Annotated in this window: 16 protein-coding genes and 3 tRNA genes; 9 read left to right on the forward strand and 10 right to left on the reverse strand. The window is 34.8% G+C overall.

The window, feature by feature from the left end:
* Positions 1-4 precede the first annotated feature (4 nt).
* Together FOL89_RS14775 and FOL89_RS14780 are read right to left on the reverse strand one after the other, a co-directional pair.
* Complete coding sequence (locus FOL89_RS14775; RefSeq protein ID WP_228444935.1) at positions 5-1,591, reverse strand: DUF4270 family protein; 1,587 nt, start codon at positions 1,589-1,591, stop codon at positions 5-7.
* Between the two features lie 11 nt (positions 1,592-1,602).
* Positions 1,603-2,373 carry a glycogen/starch synthase gene (locus FOL89_RS14780; RefSeq protein WP_144283571.1) on the reverse strand — a complete coding sequence of 257 codons (771 nt, stop codon included), beginning with the start codon at positions 2,371-2,373 and terminating at the stop codon, positions 1,603-1,605.
* A 166-nt stretch (positions 2,374-2,539) separates the two neighbouring features.
* On the opposite strand from FOL89_RS14780, the gene panC reads away from it, so the two are divergent.
* Positions 2,540-3,388: a pantoate--beta-alanine ligase gene (gene panC / locus FOL89_RS14785; RefSeq protein ID WP_144283572.1), complete on the forward strand. Its 849-nt coding sequence runs from the start codon at positions 2,540-2,542 to the stop codon at positions 3,386-3,388.
* An 86-nt stretch (positions 3,389-3,474) separates the two neighbouring features.
* Here panC and FOL89_RS14790 read toward each other — a convergent pair.
* From FOL89_RS14790 to FOL89_RS14800, 3 genes are all read right to left on the reverse strand, one after another.
* Positions 3,475-3,547: transfer RNA gene (locus FOL89_RS14790), tRNA-Lys, on the reverse strand.
* A 77-nt stretch (positions 3,548-3,624) separates the two neighbouring features.
* Positions 3,625-3,707, reverse strand: a tRNA-Leu gene (locus FOL89_RS14795).
* A gap of 35 nt (positions 3,708-3,742) precedes the next feature.
* Positions 3,743-3,815 (reverse strand) — tRNA-Lys (locus FOL89_RS14800).
* Between the two features lie 115 nt (positions 3,816-3,930).
* Between FOL89_RS14800 and FOL89_RS14805 the strand changes: the two genes are divergently transcribed.
* On the forward strand, positions 3,931-4,446 hold the full coding sequence (locus FOL89_RS14805; protein WP_144283573.1) for a shikimate kinase: 516 nt from the start codon (positions 3,931-3,933) through the stop codon (positions 4,444-4,446).
* A gap of 4 nt (positions 4,447-4,450) precedes the next feature.
* On the opposite strand, the gene FOL89_RS14810 is transcribed toward FOL89_RS14805, so the two are convergent.
* On the reverse strand, positions 4,451-4,888 hold the full coding sequence (locus tag FOL89_RS14810) for an RNA-binding S4 domain-containing protein (protein ID WP_144283574.1): 438 nt from the start codon (positions 4,886-4,888) through the stop codon (positions 4,451-4,453).
* A 55-nt stretch (positions 4,889-4,943) separates the two neighbouring features.
* On the opposite strand from FOL89_RS14810, the gene FOL89_RS14815 reads away from it, so the two are divergent.
* Positions 4,944-5,690: a hypothetical protein gene (locus FOL89_RS14815; RefSeq protein WP_144283575.1), complete on the forward strand. Its 747-nt coding sequence runs from the start codon at positions 4,944-4,946 to the stop codon at positions 5,688-5,690.
* A gap of 60 nt (positions 5,691-5,750) precedes the next feature.
* Here FOL89_RS14815 and FOL89_RS14820 read toward each other — a convergent pair whose 3' ends face one another.
* Positions 5,751-7,256 carry an FMN-binding glutamate synthase family protein gene (locus FOL89_RS14820; RefSeq protein ID WP_144283576.1) on the reverse strand — a complete coding sequence of 502 codons (1,506 nt, stop codon included), beginning with the start codon at positions 7,254-7,256 and terminating at the stop codon, positions 5,751-5,753.
* 227 nt (positions 7,257-7,483) lie between these two features.
* Between FOL89_RS14820 and FOL89_RS14825 the strand changes: the two genes are divergently transcribed.
* On the forward strand, positions 7,484-8,953 hold the full coding sequence (locus tag FOL89_RS14825) for a serine hydrolase (RefSeq protein WP_144283577.1): 1,470 nt from the start codon (positions 7,484-7,486) through the stop codon (positions 8,951-8,953).
* Between the two features lie 104 nt (positions 8,954-9,057).
* Here FOL89_RS14825 and mtaB read toward each other — a convergent pair whose 3' ends face one another.
* Positions 9,058-10,404, reverse strand: coding sequence for a tRNA (N(6)-L-threonylcarbamoyladenosine(37)-C(2))-methylthiotransferase MtaB (gene mtaB, locus FOL89_RS14830; RefSeq protein ID WP_144283578.1), 1,347 nt, complete (start codon positions 10,402-10,404; stop codon positions 9,058-9,060).
* Positions 10,405-10,560: 156 nt separating this feature from the next.
* Here mtaB and FOL89_RS14835 point away from each other — a divergent pair, with 156 nt between their 5' ends.
* The gene (locus tag FOL89_RS14835; protein ID WP_144283579.1) at positions 10,561-10,794 is read left to right on the forward strand and encodes a hypothetical protein; all 234 of its coding nucleotides are present in this window, start codon (positions 10,561-10,563) and stop codon (positions 10,792-10,794) included.
* A 352-nt stretch (positions 10,795-11,146) separates the two neighbouring features.
* On the opposite strand, the gene FOL89_RS14840 is transcribed toward FOL89_RS14835, so the two are convergent.
* Entirely contained in the window at positions 11,147-13,276 is a 2,130-nt protein-coding gene (locus tag FOL89_RS14840; protein WP_144283580.1) for a S9 family peptidase, read from the reverse strand.
* 114 nt (positions 13,277-13,390) lie between these two features.
* Here FOL89_RS14840 and FOL89_RS14845 point away from each other — a divergent pair, with 114 nt between their 5' ends.
* Both FOL89_RS14845 and FOL89_RS14850 read left to right on the forward strand, forming a co-directional pair.
* On the forward strand, positions 13,391-13,864 hold the full coding sequence (locus FOL89_RS14845) for a hypothetical protein (protein WP_144283581.1): 474 nt from the start codon (positions 13,391-13,393) through the stop codon (positions 13,862-13,864).
* 12 nt (positions 13,865-13,876) lie between these two features.
* Positions 13,877-14,062 (forward strand): DUF6496 domain-containing protein, encoded by a 186-nt coding sequence (locus FOL89_RS14850; RefSeq protein ID WP_144283582.1) that lies wholly within the window; start codon positions 13,877-13,879, stop codon positions 14,060-14,062.
* 94 nt (positions 14,063-14,156) lie between these two features.
* On the opposite strand, the gene glgP is transcribed toward FOL89_RS14850, so the two are convergent.
* A complete protein-coding gene (glgP, locus tag FOL89_RS14855) occupies positions 14,157-15,821 on the reverse strand; it encodes an alpha-glucan family phosphorylase (protein ID WP_144283583.1) in 1,665 nt (554 codons plus the stop codon).
* A 199-nt stretch (positions 15,822-16,020) separates the two neighbouring features.
* On the opposite strand from glgP, the gene FOL89_RS14860 reads away from it, so the two are divergent.
* A complete protein-coding gene (locus tag FOL89_RS14860; RefSeq protein WP_144283584.1) occupies positions 16,021-16,818 on the forward strand; it encodes a hypothetical protein in 798 nt (265 codons plus the stop codon).
* A 134-nt stretch (positions 16,819-16,952) separates the two neighbouring features.
* Positions 16,953-19,049, forward strand: a complete 2,097-nt coding sequence (locus tag FOL89_RS14865) for a T9SS type B sorting domain-containing protein (protein WP_144283585.1) — start codon at positions 16,953-16,955, stop codon at positions 19,047-19,049.
* The last annotated feature ends 21 nt before the right edge of the window (positions 19,050-19,070 follow it).

The following is a 19,070-nucleotide window of genomic DNA, read 5'->3' on the forward strand; positions in this document are numbered from 1 at the left end:
TTTATTATTTTGTACCGTAAGTAACTCTTAACTGAACTCTGTTTGCATTTGAAGGATCAGAACCTACAAATACGGCTCTTGCCATAGAAAATGGTCTTGAAGTGTATTTATATCCCGCAAGACTTCCTGCACTTGTACTTAAAAACTGAGCCAAATCTATTTTAAAATATTTATTACTATAATCTTTTCCTGATTCTACAATGTCTTTAAGAGACTGAGTTACGGTAAAATCATAATAAGCAGGATTTTTATCCAAATCATAAACTCTTATGGGAATAAAAGTTGATGCACTTCCTAAAACAGAATAGTCTGTTGTAAATGCAGTTGTCTCCTTTCCGTTAGAATCTTTATCTCTTTGAAGAATGGTAAATACGGTAGGTTTAGAATATTTATTAGACCACACAGAAACATCTGTATAAAGTCTGATTTTTGCAGTAATAATTGCCGCTTTATTTGTTTTGTATAACTCCTTAAGCTGATTAATTGTAGCAGCAGGAAATTTTATCCCAATTGAATTTCCTCCCATACCTTGAGCGTACAGTTTTAAATCTCCTGTTGAAGAATTTCCAAGCGCATAAGTCTGGATTGCGGCTCCAGCTCTGGTATATTCATAATAACCTGTATGAACATTAGCACTGCCTAAAGCAAAATTATATTTAGACTGAGGTCTGGTTGTTGTACCATTTTCGACTTTTTCGTTTTTATAGTACATAATGAGTTCTATATCATTTGGCGTAAACTGAAACAAATACCCATCGTTTTCTACTACCGAAACTCTTAAACCTCTGAAATGTCTGATAAAATTAGCTGCATCTTTCAGTTCCATCTGTCCTTTTTTATCAATAATCTTCTGCTTGAAAAAATCTGCACTAAGAGGAATTCTTATGCCAACCGGCGTTTTAAAAATTTCAGTATTATCAGCATCTTTGGTAATGACTACAGAGTTTACATTTCCTGAAATTTCTTTAGATCCCAAAATATTGCTCTCATTAGCTGCAAATTTTTTGTTGGAATAAACAGCATCGTTGACACCATTCATAAACTCAGCCACTTCATGAACCTGAAGCGTAAGTTTACCTCCATTCAATTTTGCTTTCCCAAACTTAGTAATAGGAAAAGTACTTACCACTTTTTTGGCAGCTACATTTCCGTCAGGATAAATATAGTCTTCATTTGTTGTCGTTGTAACAGAATCTATCGCATACGTAGGCTTGATTACCATAACAACAGAATCTACTGTTGGATTGGTTCCGAAATCAGGATCATAAGAAGGTAATCGTAGCTGGGTAAAATAAGTTGCTTTCTGCATCCCAAACTGATTCTCTGTAAAAGCTCCCAAAACCGCCGTAGAAGAAGTTGCTGCATTGCTTCCGAAAAGATTCACAAATGTATTAGCATCTGCTCTTATGGTATCATTATTACTAATATTGTACCCTACCACATCAAATAAAGACTCTGTTCCGTTGGCTGCACCATCCAAAAAAAGCTGTTCACCTAAAGAGTCTGGCTCTGGCTCACAGTTGTAAAGTATAATGCTTCCTAAAACCGTCATCGAAAGAATGGCCAAAGTTTTTCTCAAATTATAAATCATCAAAATGTATGTTAATATAGTTTACTAATAGAATCTACGTCCAGATATTCAGATTTGGACACAGACGTTTCGTTAAATGCTTTATCAAGTTCTCCGTTCAAAAATTCATCCCCTTTTATTACTTCATCTACATAGTTCATGCTCTCAATAACAAAACTTTCAAAACTTGGATTATCTAACGCTTTTAAGCCTGAAATATTATCAAACTGCAGCTTTTCACCCACATTAGATGCAAGAGGAGCATCTTTTTCATTATATAATGATAGAACTATTTTAGCATCTTTAAAATAGGAATCAGATTGATAATAGGTTTTAAGATAAATTGGAACAAAAGAAGACATCCATCCATTCAAATGGATTACATCCGGAACCCAGTTGAGTTTTTTAATTGTTTCAATCACTCCTCGCGCAAAAAAGATCGCTCTCTCATCATTATCCTCGAAAGCCACTCCTTCATCGTCAAAATAATATTGCTTTCTCTTAAAATATTCTTCATTATCAATAAAGTATACCTGAAGCCTTTCCCCAGGAAGAGAGGCTACTTTTATAATAAGAGGCTGATCAAGATCATTGATAATAATATTCATTCCTGAGAGGCGAATCACCTCATGAAGCTGAAACTTTCTTTCACTTATCTGTCCAAATCTTGGCATAAAAACTCTTACATCATTGCCTTCTTGGTGCATTTTAAGTGCCATTTTGTTTACCACCGCTGCTAAATTTGTATCTTCCTGATAAGGGTACATTTCTGTGGTAATGTACAGTATTTTCTGATTGGACATATAATCTTTATATAATTTAAAATAACGCTTTAATTCGCAAAATTACGAAAAAACATTCAACATTATAGTAATTAACATTTTTTTACGATAGTTGTAAACAATATTGTAGTAAAGTAAAAATGAATCTCCCAATATTTAGTATTTTTGAAATATATTATGATTGACTATGGAAATTCTAAAAAATAAGAAGGTACTTGAGAGTTTTATAGAGAGACAGAAAGAAATGGGTAAGAGAATCGGTTTTGCACCCACCATGGGAGCACTGCACGAAGGACACCTTTCTCTGTATAAAGCTGCCAGAGAAGAAAACGATCTGATTATTTCTTCAATATTCGTAAATCCTACGCAGTTTAACAACCCTGAAGATCTGGAAAAATATCCTCGTAACATTCAAAAAGATTTGGATTTGCTGGAAAATTCAGGCTTGGTAGACGCTGTTTATATCCCACAAATAGAAGATATTTATCCTGAAAAAACTGAGAGCAGAAAGTATAATTATGATGGTCTTGAAGATGAAATGGAAGGAAAATCTCGTCCCGGACATTTTGATGGTGTAGGCACCGTAGTAGAAGAGCTGTTTAATCAGGTAAAGCCCAATAACGCTTATTTTGGTGAAAAAGATTTCCAGCAGCTGGCTATTATTAAAAAAATGACAGAAAAAAAACAATTGCCGATAACAATTACAGGAGTACCAATCTACAGAGCAGAAAACGGACTTGCTTTAAGCTCCAGAAACCAGCGACTGACAGAAGGAAGAAGAAATGAATCTAAGATTATTTATGAAACCCTCCTAAAAGCAAAAGATTGGTTTAAAACTTGGGCTATTTCTGATATAAAGGAAAAAGTAGGCACAATTTTTGAAAATAAGCACAACATGGAGTTAGAATATTTCCTTATCGCAGACGAAAAAACACTGAAAGAAATTAACCAAAAAGAAAATGGAAGTTCTTACCGCGCTTTTATTGTAGTAAATGTAGACGGAGTAAGGCTCATTGATAATATGCATTTGGAGTAAAAAAATCAAAGGCTTCCTATGGGAAGCCTTTGAACACCAAATCACAAAATATTAATATGAAAAAAATTTACTTTTCAGTAAACTTGTGACCCGGCTGGGATTCGAACCCAGGACCCATACATTAAAAGTGTATTGCTCTACCAGCTGAGCTACCGAGTCGGTCATCAAATTAATTACGATAAATATAAAAATTTATTTTAGAATTATCAGTAATTTGTTCAATATTTTTTTTGCAGTGCCTGCGACTGGACTCGAACCAGCACATCCTTAGGAAACCACCCCCTCAAGATGGCGTGTCTACCAATTTCACCACGCAGGCAAAAAAACACATTATTTATGCGAATTTTTCCTTAGTGACCCGGCTGGGATTCGAACCCAGGACCCATACATTAAAAGTGTATTGCTCTACCAGCTGAGCTACCGAGTCGGCCACTTATTATCAAGTTTTCACTATAAATAATGTCCCTTGTTTTTAGTGGTGCAAAGATAGGACTTTTTTCATTATCTCAAAACTTTTTCGCAAATTTGTTTAAAATAAATTCATGATAATTTCACTACTCGGATACATGGGGAGCGGCAAATCTCACATTTCCAAAATATTAAGCGATGAAATAAATTTTAAATTAATTGACCTGGACAAAGAGGTTTCCAGACGTCAAAAGCTTACGGTTTCCGAAATTTTTGAAAAAAAAGGCGAAATTTACTTTAGAAAACAGGAAAGACAAGTTTTGGAAGAAATTCTGGCAACACAAGAAAACACAGTCCTAAGTCTTGGCGGAGGAACGCCTGCTTACTACAACAATATGGAGATCATCAACCACAATTCTATAAGTGTTTTTCTTATGACATCTGTGCTCGTTCTTGCAGACAGGCTTTCAAGACAAAAAGAGAAAAGACCGCTTATTGCTAAAATATCCGATGAAGACTTACCCGAATTTATTGCTAAACATCTGTTTGAGAGAAATGCTTTTTATTCCAAAGCACAATTCAGCATCAGGACCGATCAGAAGACTCCTGAAAATATCATTCGTGAAATTATAGAAAAGCTTTATCTCTAGAGCTTTAATCTTCGTCATTCTTATCATCATCGGTTTCACCAAAGAAGTCGTCCCAATCGGTAAAATCTGAAGACAAATCGCTTTCAACATAATCATCCATATCTCTTCTGTCTTTTTTGGTAGGTCTACCCTCTCCACGGTTACGGTAATAATCCTGACTTAGTTTACGGATTTTAAGTAGTTCCAGCTGTTCTTTATCAGTAACATCTTTGATATGCAGTGAAACCAATTTGGCTCCGATTCTGCTTTTGGGAATCTGAATTACTTTTATTTTATAGTCTATCTGATTTTTACGAATTTTAATAACATCACCTTCTTTCACTTCCTTTGAGGATTTTACTGCAGAAGTTCCGATAGAAACTCTGTTCTTTTTAATTTCTTCAGCAGCAATTGATCGGGTCTTATAAAAACGAATGCTCCACAAAAATTTATCTATTCTCATATTTTTTTATACTTTTGCCGTTATATTATTTGTAAAGTAATTAAAGTTTTTTGAAATGAAAAAAATATTTTTATATATCCTTGCAGGATCTCTTTGCTTCACTGCTTGTAAAAAGGATGATGAAGTGGAGACATTTGTAGAGCCTGAAGACATCAATGTAAGAAATTCTTACGATGAACAAGCAATTATGAAATTTATGGAGAACAACTATCTCGACAGCCAAGGAAATATAAAAGCATTCAGCGCAACTGATGCTGCGGATGATAATGAAAAAAAACTTTCTGAGCTGAATCCTGTAAAACTACCTTCGGGAGTAATTTACATTAAAAGACAAGGAGCACAGCCTGATCCGGGGACTACAATCGACACTGATTCTAATTCAAATACAGCAAGTCTCATTAAAACCATGATGAGAGCCAACTATTATGTAGCTACTGACACTGATGGAAATGTTTCTCTAACCTATTACGGCGCACTTGTAAATACTATTGACGGAAATGCTTCGCCTGTAATTGATCCTAGATTTTACTATGTGAAAAAGTCTGTTTTGACAGATGCTACAACAGATGCCGCAAAACAAAGAAGCTACTATGAAATTGAAGGTTTGCAAGAAGGTCTTTCTTACTTTACCGGTTTCCAGGGAATGGCTAATGAAGCCAACTATAATCTTCAGGGTGTAATTATTGTACCTTCTAAGGCAGCATTTGCCAGAGACAACAATTTTTACGGTCTTCAAAATGCAACTTTTGTGTTTAATTTCCAGATTTATGATACTCAGGTAAGACCTGCAGATCAGCAATAAAAACAATATATTATAAAAAAATTAAAGCGCATCATTAATTAATTTGATGCGCTTATTTTATTATTGCTTCACGTTTCCTAAAATATCCGGGAAATAATGATCTGAAAGATGATCAAATTCATCCCCTCTCATAAACATTGAGGCATCAACTTCGTCATAGTTTTCTCTTCCGGCTGCCGCAATAAGCTCATTACATGTATGGAGTGTATTTTTGTGAAAATGATATACACGTTCCGCTTTATCTGTAACATCTAGTCCTTTGATGAGCATTTTATCCTGTGTTGCTACACCTGTAGGACAATTATTATTATTACATCTTAATGCCTGAATGCAGCCCAGAGCAAACATAAAACCTCTTGCATTATTGCAGATATCAGCTCCCATCGCTACAGCTCTCAAAATATCCAGACTGGTAAGAACTTTTCCGCTTGCAATAATCTTTAATTTATCTCTTACATGATAATTTTTTAAAGTCCTGTTTACAAAAATCAACGCCGGTTCCAGAGGCATTCCTACTCCATCGGAAAATTCGGGAGGAGCCGCCCCCGTTCCGCCTTCAGCTCCATCTACCGTTATAAAGTCCGGATAAATTTCCAAAACATTCATCTGAACACAGATGTCTTCAAATTCTTTAGTATCACCTATACACAGTTTGAAACCAACTGGTTTTCCACCTGAAAGCTCTCTCAACTGTTTTACAAAATAAAGTAAGCCGGCTGCATCTGAAAAAGCAGAATGAGAAGGAGGTGAGATAATAGTCATTCCCGGTCTGACATGACGGATTTTGGCAATTTCCGGCGTATTTTTCACACCAGGCAAAACACCTCCGTGACCTGGTTTCGCCCCTTGGGATAGTTTAATTTCTATCATTTTAACACTTGGAAGTGAGGCATATTTAGCAAATAATTCAGGATTGAATTTTCCTTCATCATCTCTGCATCCGAAATATCCTGTTCCTATCTGCCAGCAAAGATCACCACCTTCCAAATGATAAGGTGAAATACCGCCTTCTCCTGTGTTATGATAAAATTTCCCTTTTTTTGCTCCTCGATTTAAAGAAATGTGCGCTCTATCGCTTAATGCTCCAAAACTCATTGCCGATATGTTAAATAGAGAGGCATGATAACGCTGGGTACAATCTTCACCACCAATCCATACTCTTGGCAAGTCTTCTTTAGGGCTTTTTGCATAAATAGAATGTTTTATTCCTTCGTATTTTCTGTGATTTACTTCAAGCTGAGTTCCGAACGGAACAGTGTCGCTCAGATTTTTAGAACGTCTGTATGCAGCAGCTCTTTGGTTTCGTGGAAAAGGTTTTCCATCCGTTTCTCTTTCAATGAAATACTGCTGCATTTCAGGTGAAATACCTTCAAAAAAATACCTAAAATAACCCAATACCGGAAAATTTCTTAAAATCGCATGCTTGCTCTGATTGGCGTTGTAAATACCTAATACATAAATTGCGGTAAGAAGAATCGGAATCCAGTAGTGCGCTCTGATTAACAACGCAACAATCCACGTAAATATAACCAGAATACTTCCCCACAGTAAAAATTTATCTCTCATTCTATCATTATTTACACCAAAGATAAAGATTGAAAAACAATTAATCTAACTCATTCTGAAAAATATTCTACAGACTTTGATTTTGTATTATGAGGAAAGCATTCCTTCAAAATACATAATAATTCTATACTTGTTGAAAAGCTTTTGTATATTTGAGTTTTAATAGAAATTTACCATGAGCAGAAGGTAACATCAAATGGTGCTGTCCAATGAAACATTCTTCAAAAATGAAAAAACAAATAAGTGTAATTTTCTTTTTCGTAGCAAATATTTTAGCTTTTGCACAAACTGAAAGTGCTGATTTATATAAAACAATTCTTTCAAAAGACAGTTTGCTTTTTGATGTAGGATTTAATACTTGTGATATTAAACATTTTGAATTTCTTCTGAGTGAAAATCTAAAATTCTATCATGACAAGGATGGTATTTCCGATAAAACAAAATTCCTTCATGATTTAAAGAATGGTCTTTGCAAAAATCCGGAAACCCGACAAGTACAACGTTTTTTAATCAGAGAAAGTACTGAAGTTTTCCCTCTATATAAAAACGGAATTTTATATGGAGCGATTCAAAACGGAGAACATTTATTTTCTGAAAAAAGAGAGAAGCAGGCAGGAATCGCAAAGTTTACCAATGTCTGGCAATTAGAAAACGGAGAATGGAAATTAAATACTTCACTGAGTTTTGATCATTTAGTTTATGATGAGAAAAAAACTGAAATTTCAATTTTTGACAATGATTCTCAGATAAAAAAATGGTTGACCGAAAATAAAGTTCCCACATTAGGAATTGGAATCATTGAAGATGGAAAACTTAAACAGATAAAAATTTTTGGTGAAATTACTAAAGGTATTACTGCACCTTACAATACTATTTTTAATGTTGCATCGTTAACTAAACCTGTAACAGCAATAGTTGCTTTAAAATTAGTAAGTGCAGGAAAATGGAATTTAGACGAACCTCTTTACAAATTCTGGAATGATCCAGATATAGCTGATGATCCTCGAAGCAAAAAGATTACTACAAGATTGATTTTAAGTCACCAAACAGGTTTTCCAAATTGGCGATGGATGGATGAGAATAAAAAACTCAGCTTCCATTTTGATCCAGGAACTCAATATCAATATTCCGGTGAAGGAATGGAATATTTACGGAGAGCACTGGAAAAAAAATTTAATAAATCTTTGCAGCAGTTAGCCAGTGAACTTATTTTTGAACCGTTAAAAATGACCGACACACGATATGTTTGGGATAAAAATATAGACACATCACGATTGGCAAGAGGCTATGATAAAAATGGCAACACGTATGAAGAAGTAAAAAATATCCATTCAAACGCAGCCGATGATTTGTTAACGACAATCGAAGACTACGGAAATTTCCTAGTGAGTGTTATCAATGGTGATGGGCTGACAAAGGAAGTATTTAAAGAAATGACATCTGAGCAGGTTTCAACTACTAAAGGAAAGCATTTTGGTTTAGGTTTCGAAATATATGATTTAGGAAACGGAGAATTTGCACTATCACACGGTGGCTCAGACGATGGAGTCCAGACAATTTTCTTTATTTTGCCTAAAAATAAAAATGGAATCGTGATTTTCACTAATTCTGACACGGGAGGTAACATTTATAAAAATCTGATAAAATATTATCTCGGCGAAAACGGACAAAAAATAATCAACATTGAAACTAAATAAAAATTCAATTATAAAACTCATATCCGGTATTATAAAGCAAATGCATTACTGAAGACATTTTATTTATGTTTAAAATTCAATTAAAAAAAGACTATAATCATTTATTACACTTTCTCCAGAAAGCCTTCAAAAGAATTTAAAACAGAAACAGTACCATCAGCTTCAATTTTATCAAGCTTTAAAAATTCGATTGTATTAACAGATTTCTCATCAAAATCTTTCTGCACTCTCACATAATTTTCTGTAAAGCCAAACATTTTCCCAGCTTTGTTTTCATGTTCCCAAAGCACAGGCAAGGTTTTCCCAATCTGGGTTTGGTAAAATGCCATTTTTTTCTTTTCAGATAAAATTCTGAGCATTTTATTTCTCTTCTTTCTCTCAGGAATAGGAACAATACCGCTCATATCTGCTGCTTCCGTATTTTCTCTTTCAGAATAGGTAAATACATGTAAGTAAGTAATAGGAAGCTGGTTTAGAAAATTATACGTTTCCATAAAAAGTTCTTCGGTTTCTCCGGGAAAACCAACAATGACGTCTACTCCTATTGCTGCGTGAGGCATTACTTCACGGATCTTTGAAACTCTATCGCTGTATAGTTTGGTTAAGTAGCGACGTTTCATTTTTTTAAGCAGATCATCACTTCCCGACTGCAGCGGAATATGAAAATGCGGCACAAAACTTCTGCTTTTAGAAACGAGTTCAATACTTTCATCTTTAAGCAAATTTGGCTCAATAGAAGAAATACGAATTCTCTCAATTCCCTCTACCTGATCCAACTCTGAAATAAGATCCAAAAAAGTATGCTCATGCCTTTTATTTCCGAATTCTCCTTTACCGTAATCGCCGATGTTTACTCCGGTTAAAACAATTTCCTTGATGTCTCTTTCAGAAATTTCCTTGGCATTTTTCAGCACATTTTCGATGGTATCTGAGCGGGAAATCCCTCTGGCTAAAGGAATTGTGCAATAAGTACATTTATAATCACAGCCATCCTGAACTTTCAGAAAAGCTCTCGTTCTGTCACCAATAGAATAACTTCCAATGAAAAAATCTGTTTCTTCAATTTCACAGGAATGTACGATACCTTCATTCTGAGATTTCTGCAGATCATCAAGATAACTTAAAATATTAAATTTCTCTTTTGCTCCCAAAACCAAATCTACTCCTTCAATCTGCGAAATTTCTTCCGGTTTTAGCTGTGCATAGCATCCTACGATCACCACCAAACCTTCCGCATTGGCTTTCATCGCCCTTTTTACGTGAAGTTTGCATTCGCGGTCTGCATTCTCGGTAACTGAACAGGTATTGATAACATAAATATCAGCTTTTTCGTCAAAACCCACTTTCTCATATCCTGCATCCGTCAATTGACGGGCGATCGTAGAAGTTTCTGCAAAATTGAGTTTGCAGCCAAGAGTATGAAATGCGGCAGTTTTCTGAATTGTTGACATTTTTTTGACACTGAATTTTCTGGGTGCAAAGATAATCAATTTAATATGAACTTAAACAGTAGTTAAAGATGTCAAAAGCAGCAGAATTTTAAACTTTCAGAATAAAAAAAATTTTAAGATAAATTATTTAACTTTAATACAACAATTAATCAGAAAATGGAAATTACAATCAAAGACTTATATAAAAATCTTGATTCTTTACCCAAGTCATTATACGGAATTGTCTATGAATGCCTAAATTTACTTAAAAAAGAAGCAAATACAGATGTTCCCGAATGGCAAAAGGAAGAGGTAAAAAAAAGAATAGAACTTGCCGAACTGTATCCGGAAAGTCTCATCTCCTCGAAAGACATCAATGACTTTATGAAAGAGCTGGAAGATGAAATATAAACTTAGTTATCCTAAATTTGTAAAAGGTGATATCCGAAATGGATTTGAATGGTAAAAAAATATTAATAAAAATCTAGCTAAAAGATTTCTTAACGAATTCAAACAAGGAGTTATTTATCTGCAACAACAGCCTTTTTCTGCTGAAATAAAATATTCTGAAGTAAGAATCTTATTTTTAAATACCTTTCCTTTGGAAATCCATTTTCTAGTAGACGAAAACTCAAAATCAATAGTAATCCTGGGAGTCTCTCATACTTCCCGAAATCCTGAAATTTGGTCAGAAAAATAATTAATTAAGCTGCTTCAATTCTACGAAGCAGCTTATTATTAATGCATTCTTTAAAAATCCGGCTTAAAGATTTTCTAAAATAAAATCTGTCATTTTCTGATAAAGTTGAGGTCTGGTCTGTCCGCCATAAATTCCGTGATTTTTATCGGGATATGCCATAAAATCAAACTGTTTTTTATTCTGAATCAAAGCTTCGGAAAATTCCATTGAATTTTGAAAATGCACATTATCATCGGCTGTTCCGTGAATTAACAGAAACTTTCCTTTCAGCAATTTTGCGTATGTTGTGGGCGAATTATCATCATATCCTGCCGGATTTTCCTGCGGAGTAAGCAAAAACCTTTCAGTATACACCGAATCATAATATCTCCAGTTGGTTACAGGAGCTACTGCAATTCCCATCTTAAAAACATCTGCCCCTTTCGTCATTGCAAGACTTGCCATGTATCCGCCAAAACTCCATCCGAAAATTCCGATTCTGGTTTTGTCTATATAACTTTGATTTCCAAACCATTTTGCCGCAGTAATCTGATCTTCAATTTCGTACTTTCCAAGATTTTTGTACGTTACTTTTTTAAATTTCGCTCCTTTATAGCCAGTTCCTCTTCCATCTACACAGGCAATAATGTAGCCTTTCTGTGCGAGCATTTCAAACCAAAGTGCATTTCCGTTGTCCCAGGAATTGGCAACCTGCTGTGATCCCGGTCCCGAATACTGAAACATGAAAAGCGGATATTTTTTCTTCGGATCAAAATTTTTCGGCTTAATGATCCATGCATTCATCTGATCTCCCGCTGAGTTGGGAATTGTGATAAATTCTTTTACTGAAAAATTATCAGACTTCAGTTTTTTAAGCTGTTCATCATTATTCTGAAGCTCTTTTACTACTTTTCCGTTTCCGTCTTTCAACACAAAAGTATAAGGTTTTGAGGCAGTAGAAGAAGTCTCAATGAAATAATTATAATTTTTGCTGAAATTGGCAGAATTATTTCCTTCAGCATTAGAAATCAGTTGAGCTTTGCCGTTGTCAATATTGATTTTCGATACCACTTTATTTATACTTCCTTTTTCCGTAGTCTGAACGTAAATTTCTTTAGATTTAGGATTAAATCCATAGTAATCTGTCACTTCCCAGTTTCCTTTTGTGACTTGTTTTTTAAGCTTGCCGTCTTTATCGTACCAATATAGATGACGGAAACCGTCTCTTTCAGATCCCCAGAGAAAAGAATTATCATCCAAAAATTCTAAGGTAATATTGTCTGTATCAATCCACTTATCATCTGTTTCTGTGAAAAGTTTTTTCACTTCTCCGGTTTGGGTATTAACTTTCAAAACGTCTGACGCATTTTGAGTTCTTTGAGAAGTAATCAAAATGATTTCATCTGAAGCTGATGTCTGTATTACATTCGGGATGTAGTAATTTTTAAAATTATCGAGGTTGATTTTGGTTAATTTACCATTTCCTAAACTGAAAATATGAGCAGAAACGATAGAATTTTTTTCTCCTGCTTTCGGGTATTTGTACCTCATCTCTGTGGGATACAGCATTTTTCCGTAGATCGGAATATAGATTTCCGGAACTTCTTTTTCATCTGATTTTACAAAAACGATAGCATCTGAATTTTTTGTCCATTCATACAATCTTGCATGACCAAATTCCTCTTCGTAAACCCAGTCTGCCAATCCATTAAGAATTTCGTTTTTCTTTCCATCATAAGTAATCTGTGTGATTTTTCCTGAAGAAAGATCCTGATAATACAAATTGTTTTCAGCAATAAAAGCTACTTTAGAAGCATCCGGTGAAAATCTAGGCTCCTGAACAGGTTTTCCCTCATTTAGAGTAATTGTTTTGTCCGTTTTTAAATCTTTTACATCATACATTCCTAAAAATGAATGTCTGTAAATCGGCTGACTTTCTTTTAGCAAAAGAATTTTGGACTCGTCATCAGAAAATTCATAGCTTTCAAAATTACCATCAACAAGATTTCCTTCTTTTTGAGAAGTTTTATAGGAGTATTTAGCAATTCCTCCATCTTCAATGACGAGATAATTTTCGCCGTTTTTCATGGAAGTAATTCCTGCAATTCCTTTTCCTCGGTAATATCCGGAATATATTTTATCTAAAGTGATTTCCTGTGCTGCAAAATTTTGAAATACAAATGCAAGACTAAGTGTAAGGATGAGTTTTTTCATTGTAAAATTGTACTGAATCCCAAAGATAAACATTTTATTAAATCAATGATAAAAACTGAACTATGAGGTTTTGGCAAATAAATTGAATACTTATAAGTATTAAAGTCAATAATTATGGAAACTAAAGACAACGAAAGAAAACTAAACCGTTATGATCTGGAAGATCAGATCTTATACACTGGCTTTTCAAATTTTGATGATGCCGAAAACTATGCTCAGACCGAAAACGGTAAACTGGTAGAAGTAGCCTTCAAAGATGGTAATGATAATCCACAGATTACGAATGAAGCAGGTTTACTAGAAAAAAAACTTCATTACTATGTAAAAGCCGGTGCAGAATACAAATTTATTCATTCATCTGATGAAGGCTTCAGGCAATACGCGGATGAACTGCAGAAAATAAAAGCAAAGCTTGAACAATCTTCGCCTGACGAAAGATATTTAGCCAATTTTGAGATTGAAAATGCAGAAGATCCCATTATTGTTTTAAAAAATAACGAATTTGAATCGGTAACATCCAGAGAGCGATCAAAATATCTGAAACATGCCAATGTATATGAAATAGGCGTTTCTATGAAAAAATCTTAAAAAATAAACATTATGACTCAATCAAAATATTCCGAAAAAGCGCAGAAAAAAATAGGAAAAGTGATGAAAGAGTTTAAAGAAGGTACATTGAAATCCTCTTCAGGAGACAAGGTCACCGACAGAAAACAGGCAGTTGCCATCGGAATTTCCGAAGCAAAACAAGAAGGATTAAAAGTTCCTAAACAAAAAAAAGATTAGCTAAAAAAAAATTCGGTCTGAATACCTCAGACCGAATTTTTTGTATTAAAACACCTTGTTTTTAATCTCACGACAAAGATTGATACCGTATTGATTATGCTTTACGATTGTATAAAACACTATAATATTCATCTGCCATCCTATCGCTGTTGAAATAATCTTTTACGTCTTTCATTGAGTTGTGCTGAATCTTTCTCCACTGATCCTGCTTATCGTAATATATTGGAAGTATTTCATTCTCCAAAATATCATATAAAGTATTGAGATCATAGTTATCCTGTTCATAGATGCTCATGTTCATATAATCTGCTTTGGGAACAACAAAAGAATTTACACCGTGTTTAGCAAACTCAGGGATCCATCCGTCGTCGGTAGAGAGATTTACAGAACCATTCATTGCAGCCGTCATCCCGGATGTTCCTGAAGCTTCTCTCGGAACCCTCGGATTATTGAGCCACAAATCTGAACCTTGTTTAAGAGATTTGCTTAAAGCCAATTCATAACCTGTAAGCACCGCCATGTTCTTGTGATTACTGCTCTCTTCTACAAGTGTATTAAAAGTAGAAATAGATGAATAATCCATCGGATACGGCTTCCCTGCCCAAATGATCTGTACAGGATATTTCGGATTATTTAACAGTTTTCTGAATCTTTCCTTATCGTGCAGCAATAAATCTGCTCTTTTGTACCCTGCGAATCTTCTTGCCCATACAATGGTAAAAATATTCGGATCAAATAAATTTCCTGTCTGATCTGCTACAATTTTAAATAATCTTTTTTTGAGCAATTTTTTACGGTAATCAAAGATCGTATGATTATTTTCGTCTTTAGCAATGTACAATTCCTTATCGCCCCAGTATTTGAATTCCTGCGCGTTGGTAATAGAGGTAATTTCGCAGATTCCTCTGTATTTGCTCCACATTGCCCTGGAAACCTCACCATGAAGCTTAGAAACACCGTTGGCAATTCTTGCCATTTTCAAAGCACAAAGCGAATGGTTGAACATTTCCCCATCGCTTCCTTCAAGCTCCTTTACTTCTTCAATAGTTAATCCTGAAAAATAAGACATATCGTAGCACAATTTCAGATTATGCTTTTCGTTTCCTGCTTCTTCAGGTGTGTGAGTGGTAAAAACTAATTTCTGTTTTACTTTTTTTAAATCGCCATTATATTTTTTGAGAAGATGAAACGCAGCAGGTAATCCGTGTGCTTCGTTGAGGTGATATACCTCTCTCTCAATATTCATTTCATCCAATAGCTTAGCTCCGCCTTTGCCTAGTAAAATATACTGAGCCAATTTTGTAGATTCGTTGGCATCATATAATCTGTGACAAATAGTTTTCGAGATATGATCATTTTCCGGAACATCTGTGGAAAGAAAAAACATGGGAGCCGTATTGAAAATTTCAGGGTCCAGATACCAGACTTTTACCCAAACCGGCGCACTGTGAATCTCAATTTGAAATTTTATCCCGGTATCCTCCAGAAAACTATACATTTTTTTCGTCCAGACCGGTTGTAGAGTCTGATCGTGATTTCTTGCCTGATCATAATATCCGAATTTCCACAAAATTCCTATTCCTACGAGATCCTGATTAAGATTATAGGCACTTCGCATATGAGAGCCAGCCAAAAAACCCAGTCCGCCGGAATAAATTTTCAAAACCTGTTCAATGCCAAATTCCATGGAGAAATAAGCAACTTTTGTAGAATATTTGGGGTTGATGCTATAAGGTACGGTATAATTTTTAAAATCCATAAATCATTTGTTTTTGTTAAAAAAAGAAACAAAGGTATCGAATAAGAAAATAAACTCTGTATTAATTATTTAATAAATTATTTTAAAAAGCATTGTAGAATAATAATTTTCTTTACCTTTAAATGTAATTTTTTGATAATCAAAACCTTCAAAACTAATTTCCAGATATTGTGTAGGTATTCATTTTAAATACAGCACCATGAAAAAAGCGTTTTCTGAAGAAGATTTAGTGAAAAATCTCAGTTTGTATTATCTCAATAAGCATTTGAAAAAAAAGCCTATTGAAAAATATCATCGTACCATAGATGAATCACAGCTTCACGAGCGTGAAAAATATAAGAAAAAGACAGAAATTCTTTTACTGAACTCTTTTATGCATCATTACCCCGAAATCACTTTTGAAAACCTCACTTGTGAAAGTCCTGATTTTATTGCTAAATTTAATGATAAAAAAATCGGAATAGAACTTACGGAAGTGATCAATCATCTGGAGATGAAAAAAATTGAAAGTAATCTGAATAAAATTTTCCGTCAGGCTGAGTTATTATTAGAACAGGAAAACGCTGCGAAATATCGTGGCGTTTATTTTTTAGCATTTCACCCTCACCTCCTGCTTGACAGCCTAGAAAAACAACAGGAAATCATCCTCAACATCTACAAAAGCATTCAAAAAGGAAAACCTTTCGGAAACGTAAAAAGCCTGCGTAAATCTTCGCATCGAAGAAACGTATTTATCACCCATGAATACAATATGAATCTGTTTGATGAATTGTGTTCTGAAAAAATTGTAGAACTTATTGAAAAGAAAAATGAAAAATTTCCTTACTATGACAATACCGTTGATGAATGCTGGCTTGTAATTGTTTCTGACATGAATTCTATTGCCTCAAGATATACATTTATTCAGGATCGGGAGCATTTAAACTCGGTAAAAAGTCCTTTTCACAAAATACTTCACCTTGAAAATCTTTATGGTAATATCACAAGCATCAAATAATAATATGATATTGCTGAAAATTGACAATAGAAATATATTTTTCTTATTTAAATAACATAATTTCTCATAAATAAGTGATTTTTAACTAAAATTTATTATATTTGAAATGCTTTTAACCTTAAAATCAATTAAATATGAGAAAAACTCTACTATTTATTCTTTTTTGTGTTTCATCATTATTTTACTCTCAGGCAGATTGCTCCACTGCATTATCAGTCTGCGGAAATTCTACCATAACCTACAGTCCTTCCGGGATAGGAAATGTTAATGAATCTTTAGGAGGCTGTCTAACAAGTGGTGAGCACAATTCGATCTGGTATAAACTTACCATTGCTACAAGCGGAACACTGACGTTCGATCTCGTACCTACTGATCCGAATGCGGATTATGACTGGGCTATTTACGGACCTAATGCTTCCTGCGGAGCACTTGGATCTCCTATTCGCTGTAACGCAGCTACAGTTATCGGAGTCGGTGCAGCTACAGGATTGAATATGACCAGTACAATAACCAATGCAGCCGGAGGCTCACTTACGCCTTACTGTCAATACCTCGATGTAACTGCGGGACAAACTTACTATTTGTATATTGATAACTGGGTAGGATCAGGAAGTTCAACTACTGCTCCTTTTTCGTTAACCTGGGGAGGTACCGCAACTTTAGCTTCGCCGTTTACCAATCCTGCGCTTCAGCCCAACCCTTTTATACCACCTGGAGTTGCTGCCACCAATCCTAATGATCCGAGAGAAGTTCTTATCTGTGTAAGTCCTGCAATTTTTAATTTCAGCACACTTTCAATGGGAATTTTAAATTCAAATCCGAATTTTACCATATCTTACCATACTTCTCAAAACGAAGCACTTACAGGGGCTAATCCAATTACCACTCCGCAAACTGTGAATACAACCACTACTTATTATTATAGTATTCATTATCAAGATCCTGCAAATCCCAATAACCCGCTTAATTCTTGCAGACAAATCGGTGCGTTTAAGTTTAAACAAGGAAATATTGTGGCTAATGATGTAACTATTTATGCCTGCAACAATAATCAAGGCGGACAGGCTACGTTTAACCTTACTACCGCCAATGTATTTTCCGGCTCAAATGTGACGATTAAATATTATCCGTCTATGTCAGACCTCAATGCAGGAACTTCACAGATTTCAAATCCGACACAATATCTTTCCGCTGAAGGAACAATTTACGCCTTGGTAACTACCACAGAGGGATGTTCTGATTCCGCAGCTATTACCTTAAGTTTTTACCCTTCATTTGCAGTAAATGATACTACTTTGAGAGTTTGTACTTTAGATACTGAATCTAAAACTGCATCTTTTAATCTTACGCTCGCCAATGTAACATCACAATCGGGAACAACCAAAAAGTTTTATCCTTCTGTGACTGATGCTGTTAATCAAACCAATGAAATTTTAAATCCTTTAAATTTTATTGCACCCAACTCATTCGTCTACGTAAGAGTGACAGATAATAACGGATGCTATAATATTGCAAAAATTACTCTGGAAGTTATTCCGCCGGTTTACTCTACCATCCTGAAAGATAAAACAATCTGCATGGAAGACAGAACCACGATGGATGCAGGAGCAGGATTCAGCGGATATGAATGGAGTACCGGTGCTACTACACAAACTATTTCAAATGTAGGAGTGGGAACTTATTGGGTAAAACTAAAAACAGGCGACTGTATTTCCATGCAAACCGTGAGAATTTATCCGGCTGAAAACCCTGTAATTACCAGTGTAAGTATCTCAACTACAAATGTTACCATCAATGTAAACGGAGGAACATCACCTTATCAATATTCTATGGATAATGTAAATTGGCAGGATTCTAATGTCTTTAGTAATCTGAAAAGAGGCGATCATACAATCTATGTAAAAGACCAGTACGATTGTACCCCTATTGAAATTTCTATTGTTGTTCCCAATATCATCAATGTCATTACTCCTAATGGTGACGGCTACAATGATGCCATAGATTATTCGGCATTAGCCAATAAGCAGAATCTTGTTTTTGATGTGTATGACAGATACGGGAATATGATTTTCCGTGCTGATAAAATCAATAACTATAAATGGGAAGGAACTTCCGGAAACAAAAAAGTTCCCACAGGAAACTATTGGTTCTCTGTAACATGGAACGAAAATGACAAGAACAATACTTTAATGAAATACTCTGGTTGGGTATTGGTAAAAAACAGGGAGTAATATAAACTCTGATAACCATGA

It is taken from the genome of Chryseobacterium echinoideorum, from assembly GCF_007474535.1.
In the GTDB taxonomy this organism is placed as follows: Bacteria; Bacteroidota; Bacteroidia; order Flavobacteriales; family Weeksellaceae; genus Chryseobacterium; species Chryseobacterium echinoideorum.

What these genes read in the sequence shown, in the direction of transcription:
- FOL89_RS14775 (WP_228444935.1), bottom strand. Translation starts at nt 1,591, where the DNA reads ATGATTTATAATTTGAGAAAAACTTTGGCCATTCTTTCGATGACGGTT.
- FOL89_RS14780 (WP_144283571.1), bottom strand. Translation starts at nt 2,373, where the DNA reads ATGTCCAATCAGAAAATACTGTACATTACCACAGAAATGTACCCTTAT.
- panC (WP_144283572.1), top strand. Translation starts at nt 2,540, where the DNA reads ATGGAAATTCTAAAAAATAAGAAGGTACTTGAGAGTTTTATAGAGAGA.
- FOL89_RS14805 (WP_144283573.1), top strand. Translation starts at nt 3,931, where the DNA reads ATGATAATTTCACTACTCGGATACATGGGGAGCGGCAAATCTCACATT.
- FOL89_RS14810 (WP_144283574.1), bottom strand. Translation starts at nt 4,888, where the DNA reads ATGAGAATAGATAAATTTTTGTGGAGCATTCGTTTTTATAAGACCCGA.
- FOL89_RS14815 (WP_144283575.1), top strand. Translation starts at nt 4,944, where the DNA reads ATGAAAAAAATATTTTTATATATCCTTGCAGGATCTCTTTGCTTCACT.
- FOL89_RS14820 (WP_144283576.1), bottom strand. Translation starts at nt 7,256, where the DNA reads ATGAGAGATAAATTTTTACTGTGGGGAAGTATTCTGGTTATATTTACG.
- FOL89_RS14825 (WP_144283577.1), top strand. Translation starts at nt 7,484, where the DNA reads ATGAAAAAACAAATAAGTGTAATTTTCTTTTTCGTAGCAAATATTTTA.
- mtaB (WP_144283578.1), bottom strand. Translation starts at nt 10,404, where the DNA reads ATGTCAACAATTCAGAAAACTGCCGCATTTCATACTCTTGGCTGCAAA.
- FOL89_RS14835 (WP_144283579.1), top strand. Translation starts at nt 10,561, where the DNA reads ATGGAAATTACAATCAAAGACTTATATAAAAATCTTGATTCTTTACCC.
- FOL89_RS14840 (WP_144283580.1), bottom strand. Translation starts at nt 13,276, where the DNA reads ATGAAAAAACTCATCCTTACACTTAGTCTTGCATTTGTATTTCAAAAT.
- FOL89_RS14845 (WP_144283581.1), top strand. Translation starts at nt 13,391, where the DNA reads ATGGAAACTAAAGACAACGAAAGAAAACTAAACCGTTATGATCTGGAA.
- FOL89_RS14850 (WP_144283582.1), top strand. Translation starts at nt 13,877, where the DNA reads ATGACTCAATCAAAATATTCCGAAAAAGCGCAGAAAAAAATAGGAAAA.
- glgP (WP_144283583.1), bottom strand. Translation starts at nt 15,821, where the DNA reads ATGGATTTTAAAAATTATACCGTACCTTATAGCATCAACCCCAAATAT.
- FOL89_RS14860 (WP_144283584.1), top strand. Translation starts at nt 16,021, where the DNA reads ATGAAAAAAGCGTTTTCTGAAGAAGATTTAGTGAAAAATCTCAGTTTG.
- FOL89_RS14865 (WP_144283585.1), top strand. Translation starts at nt 16,953, where the DNA reads ATGAGAAAAACTCTACTATTTATTCTTTTTTGTGTTTCATCATTATTT.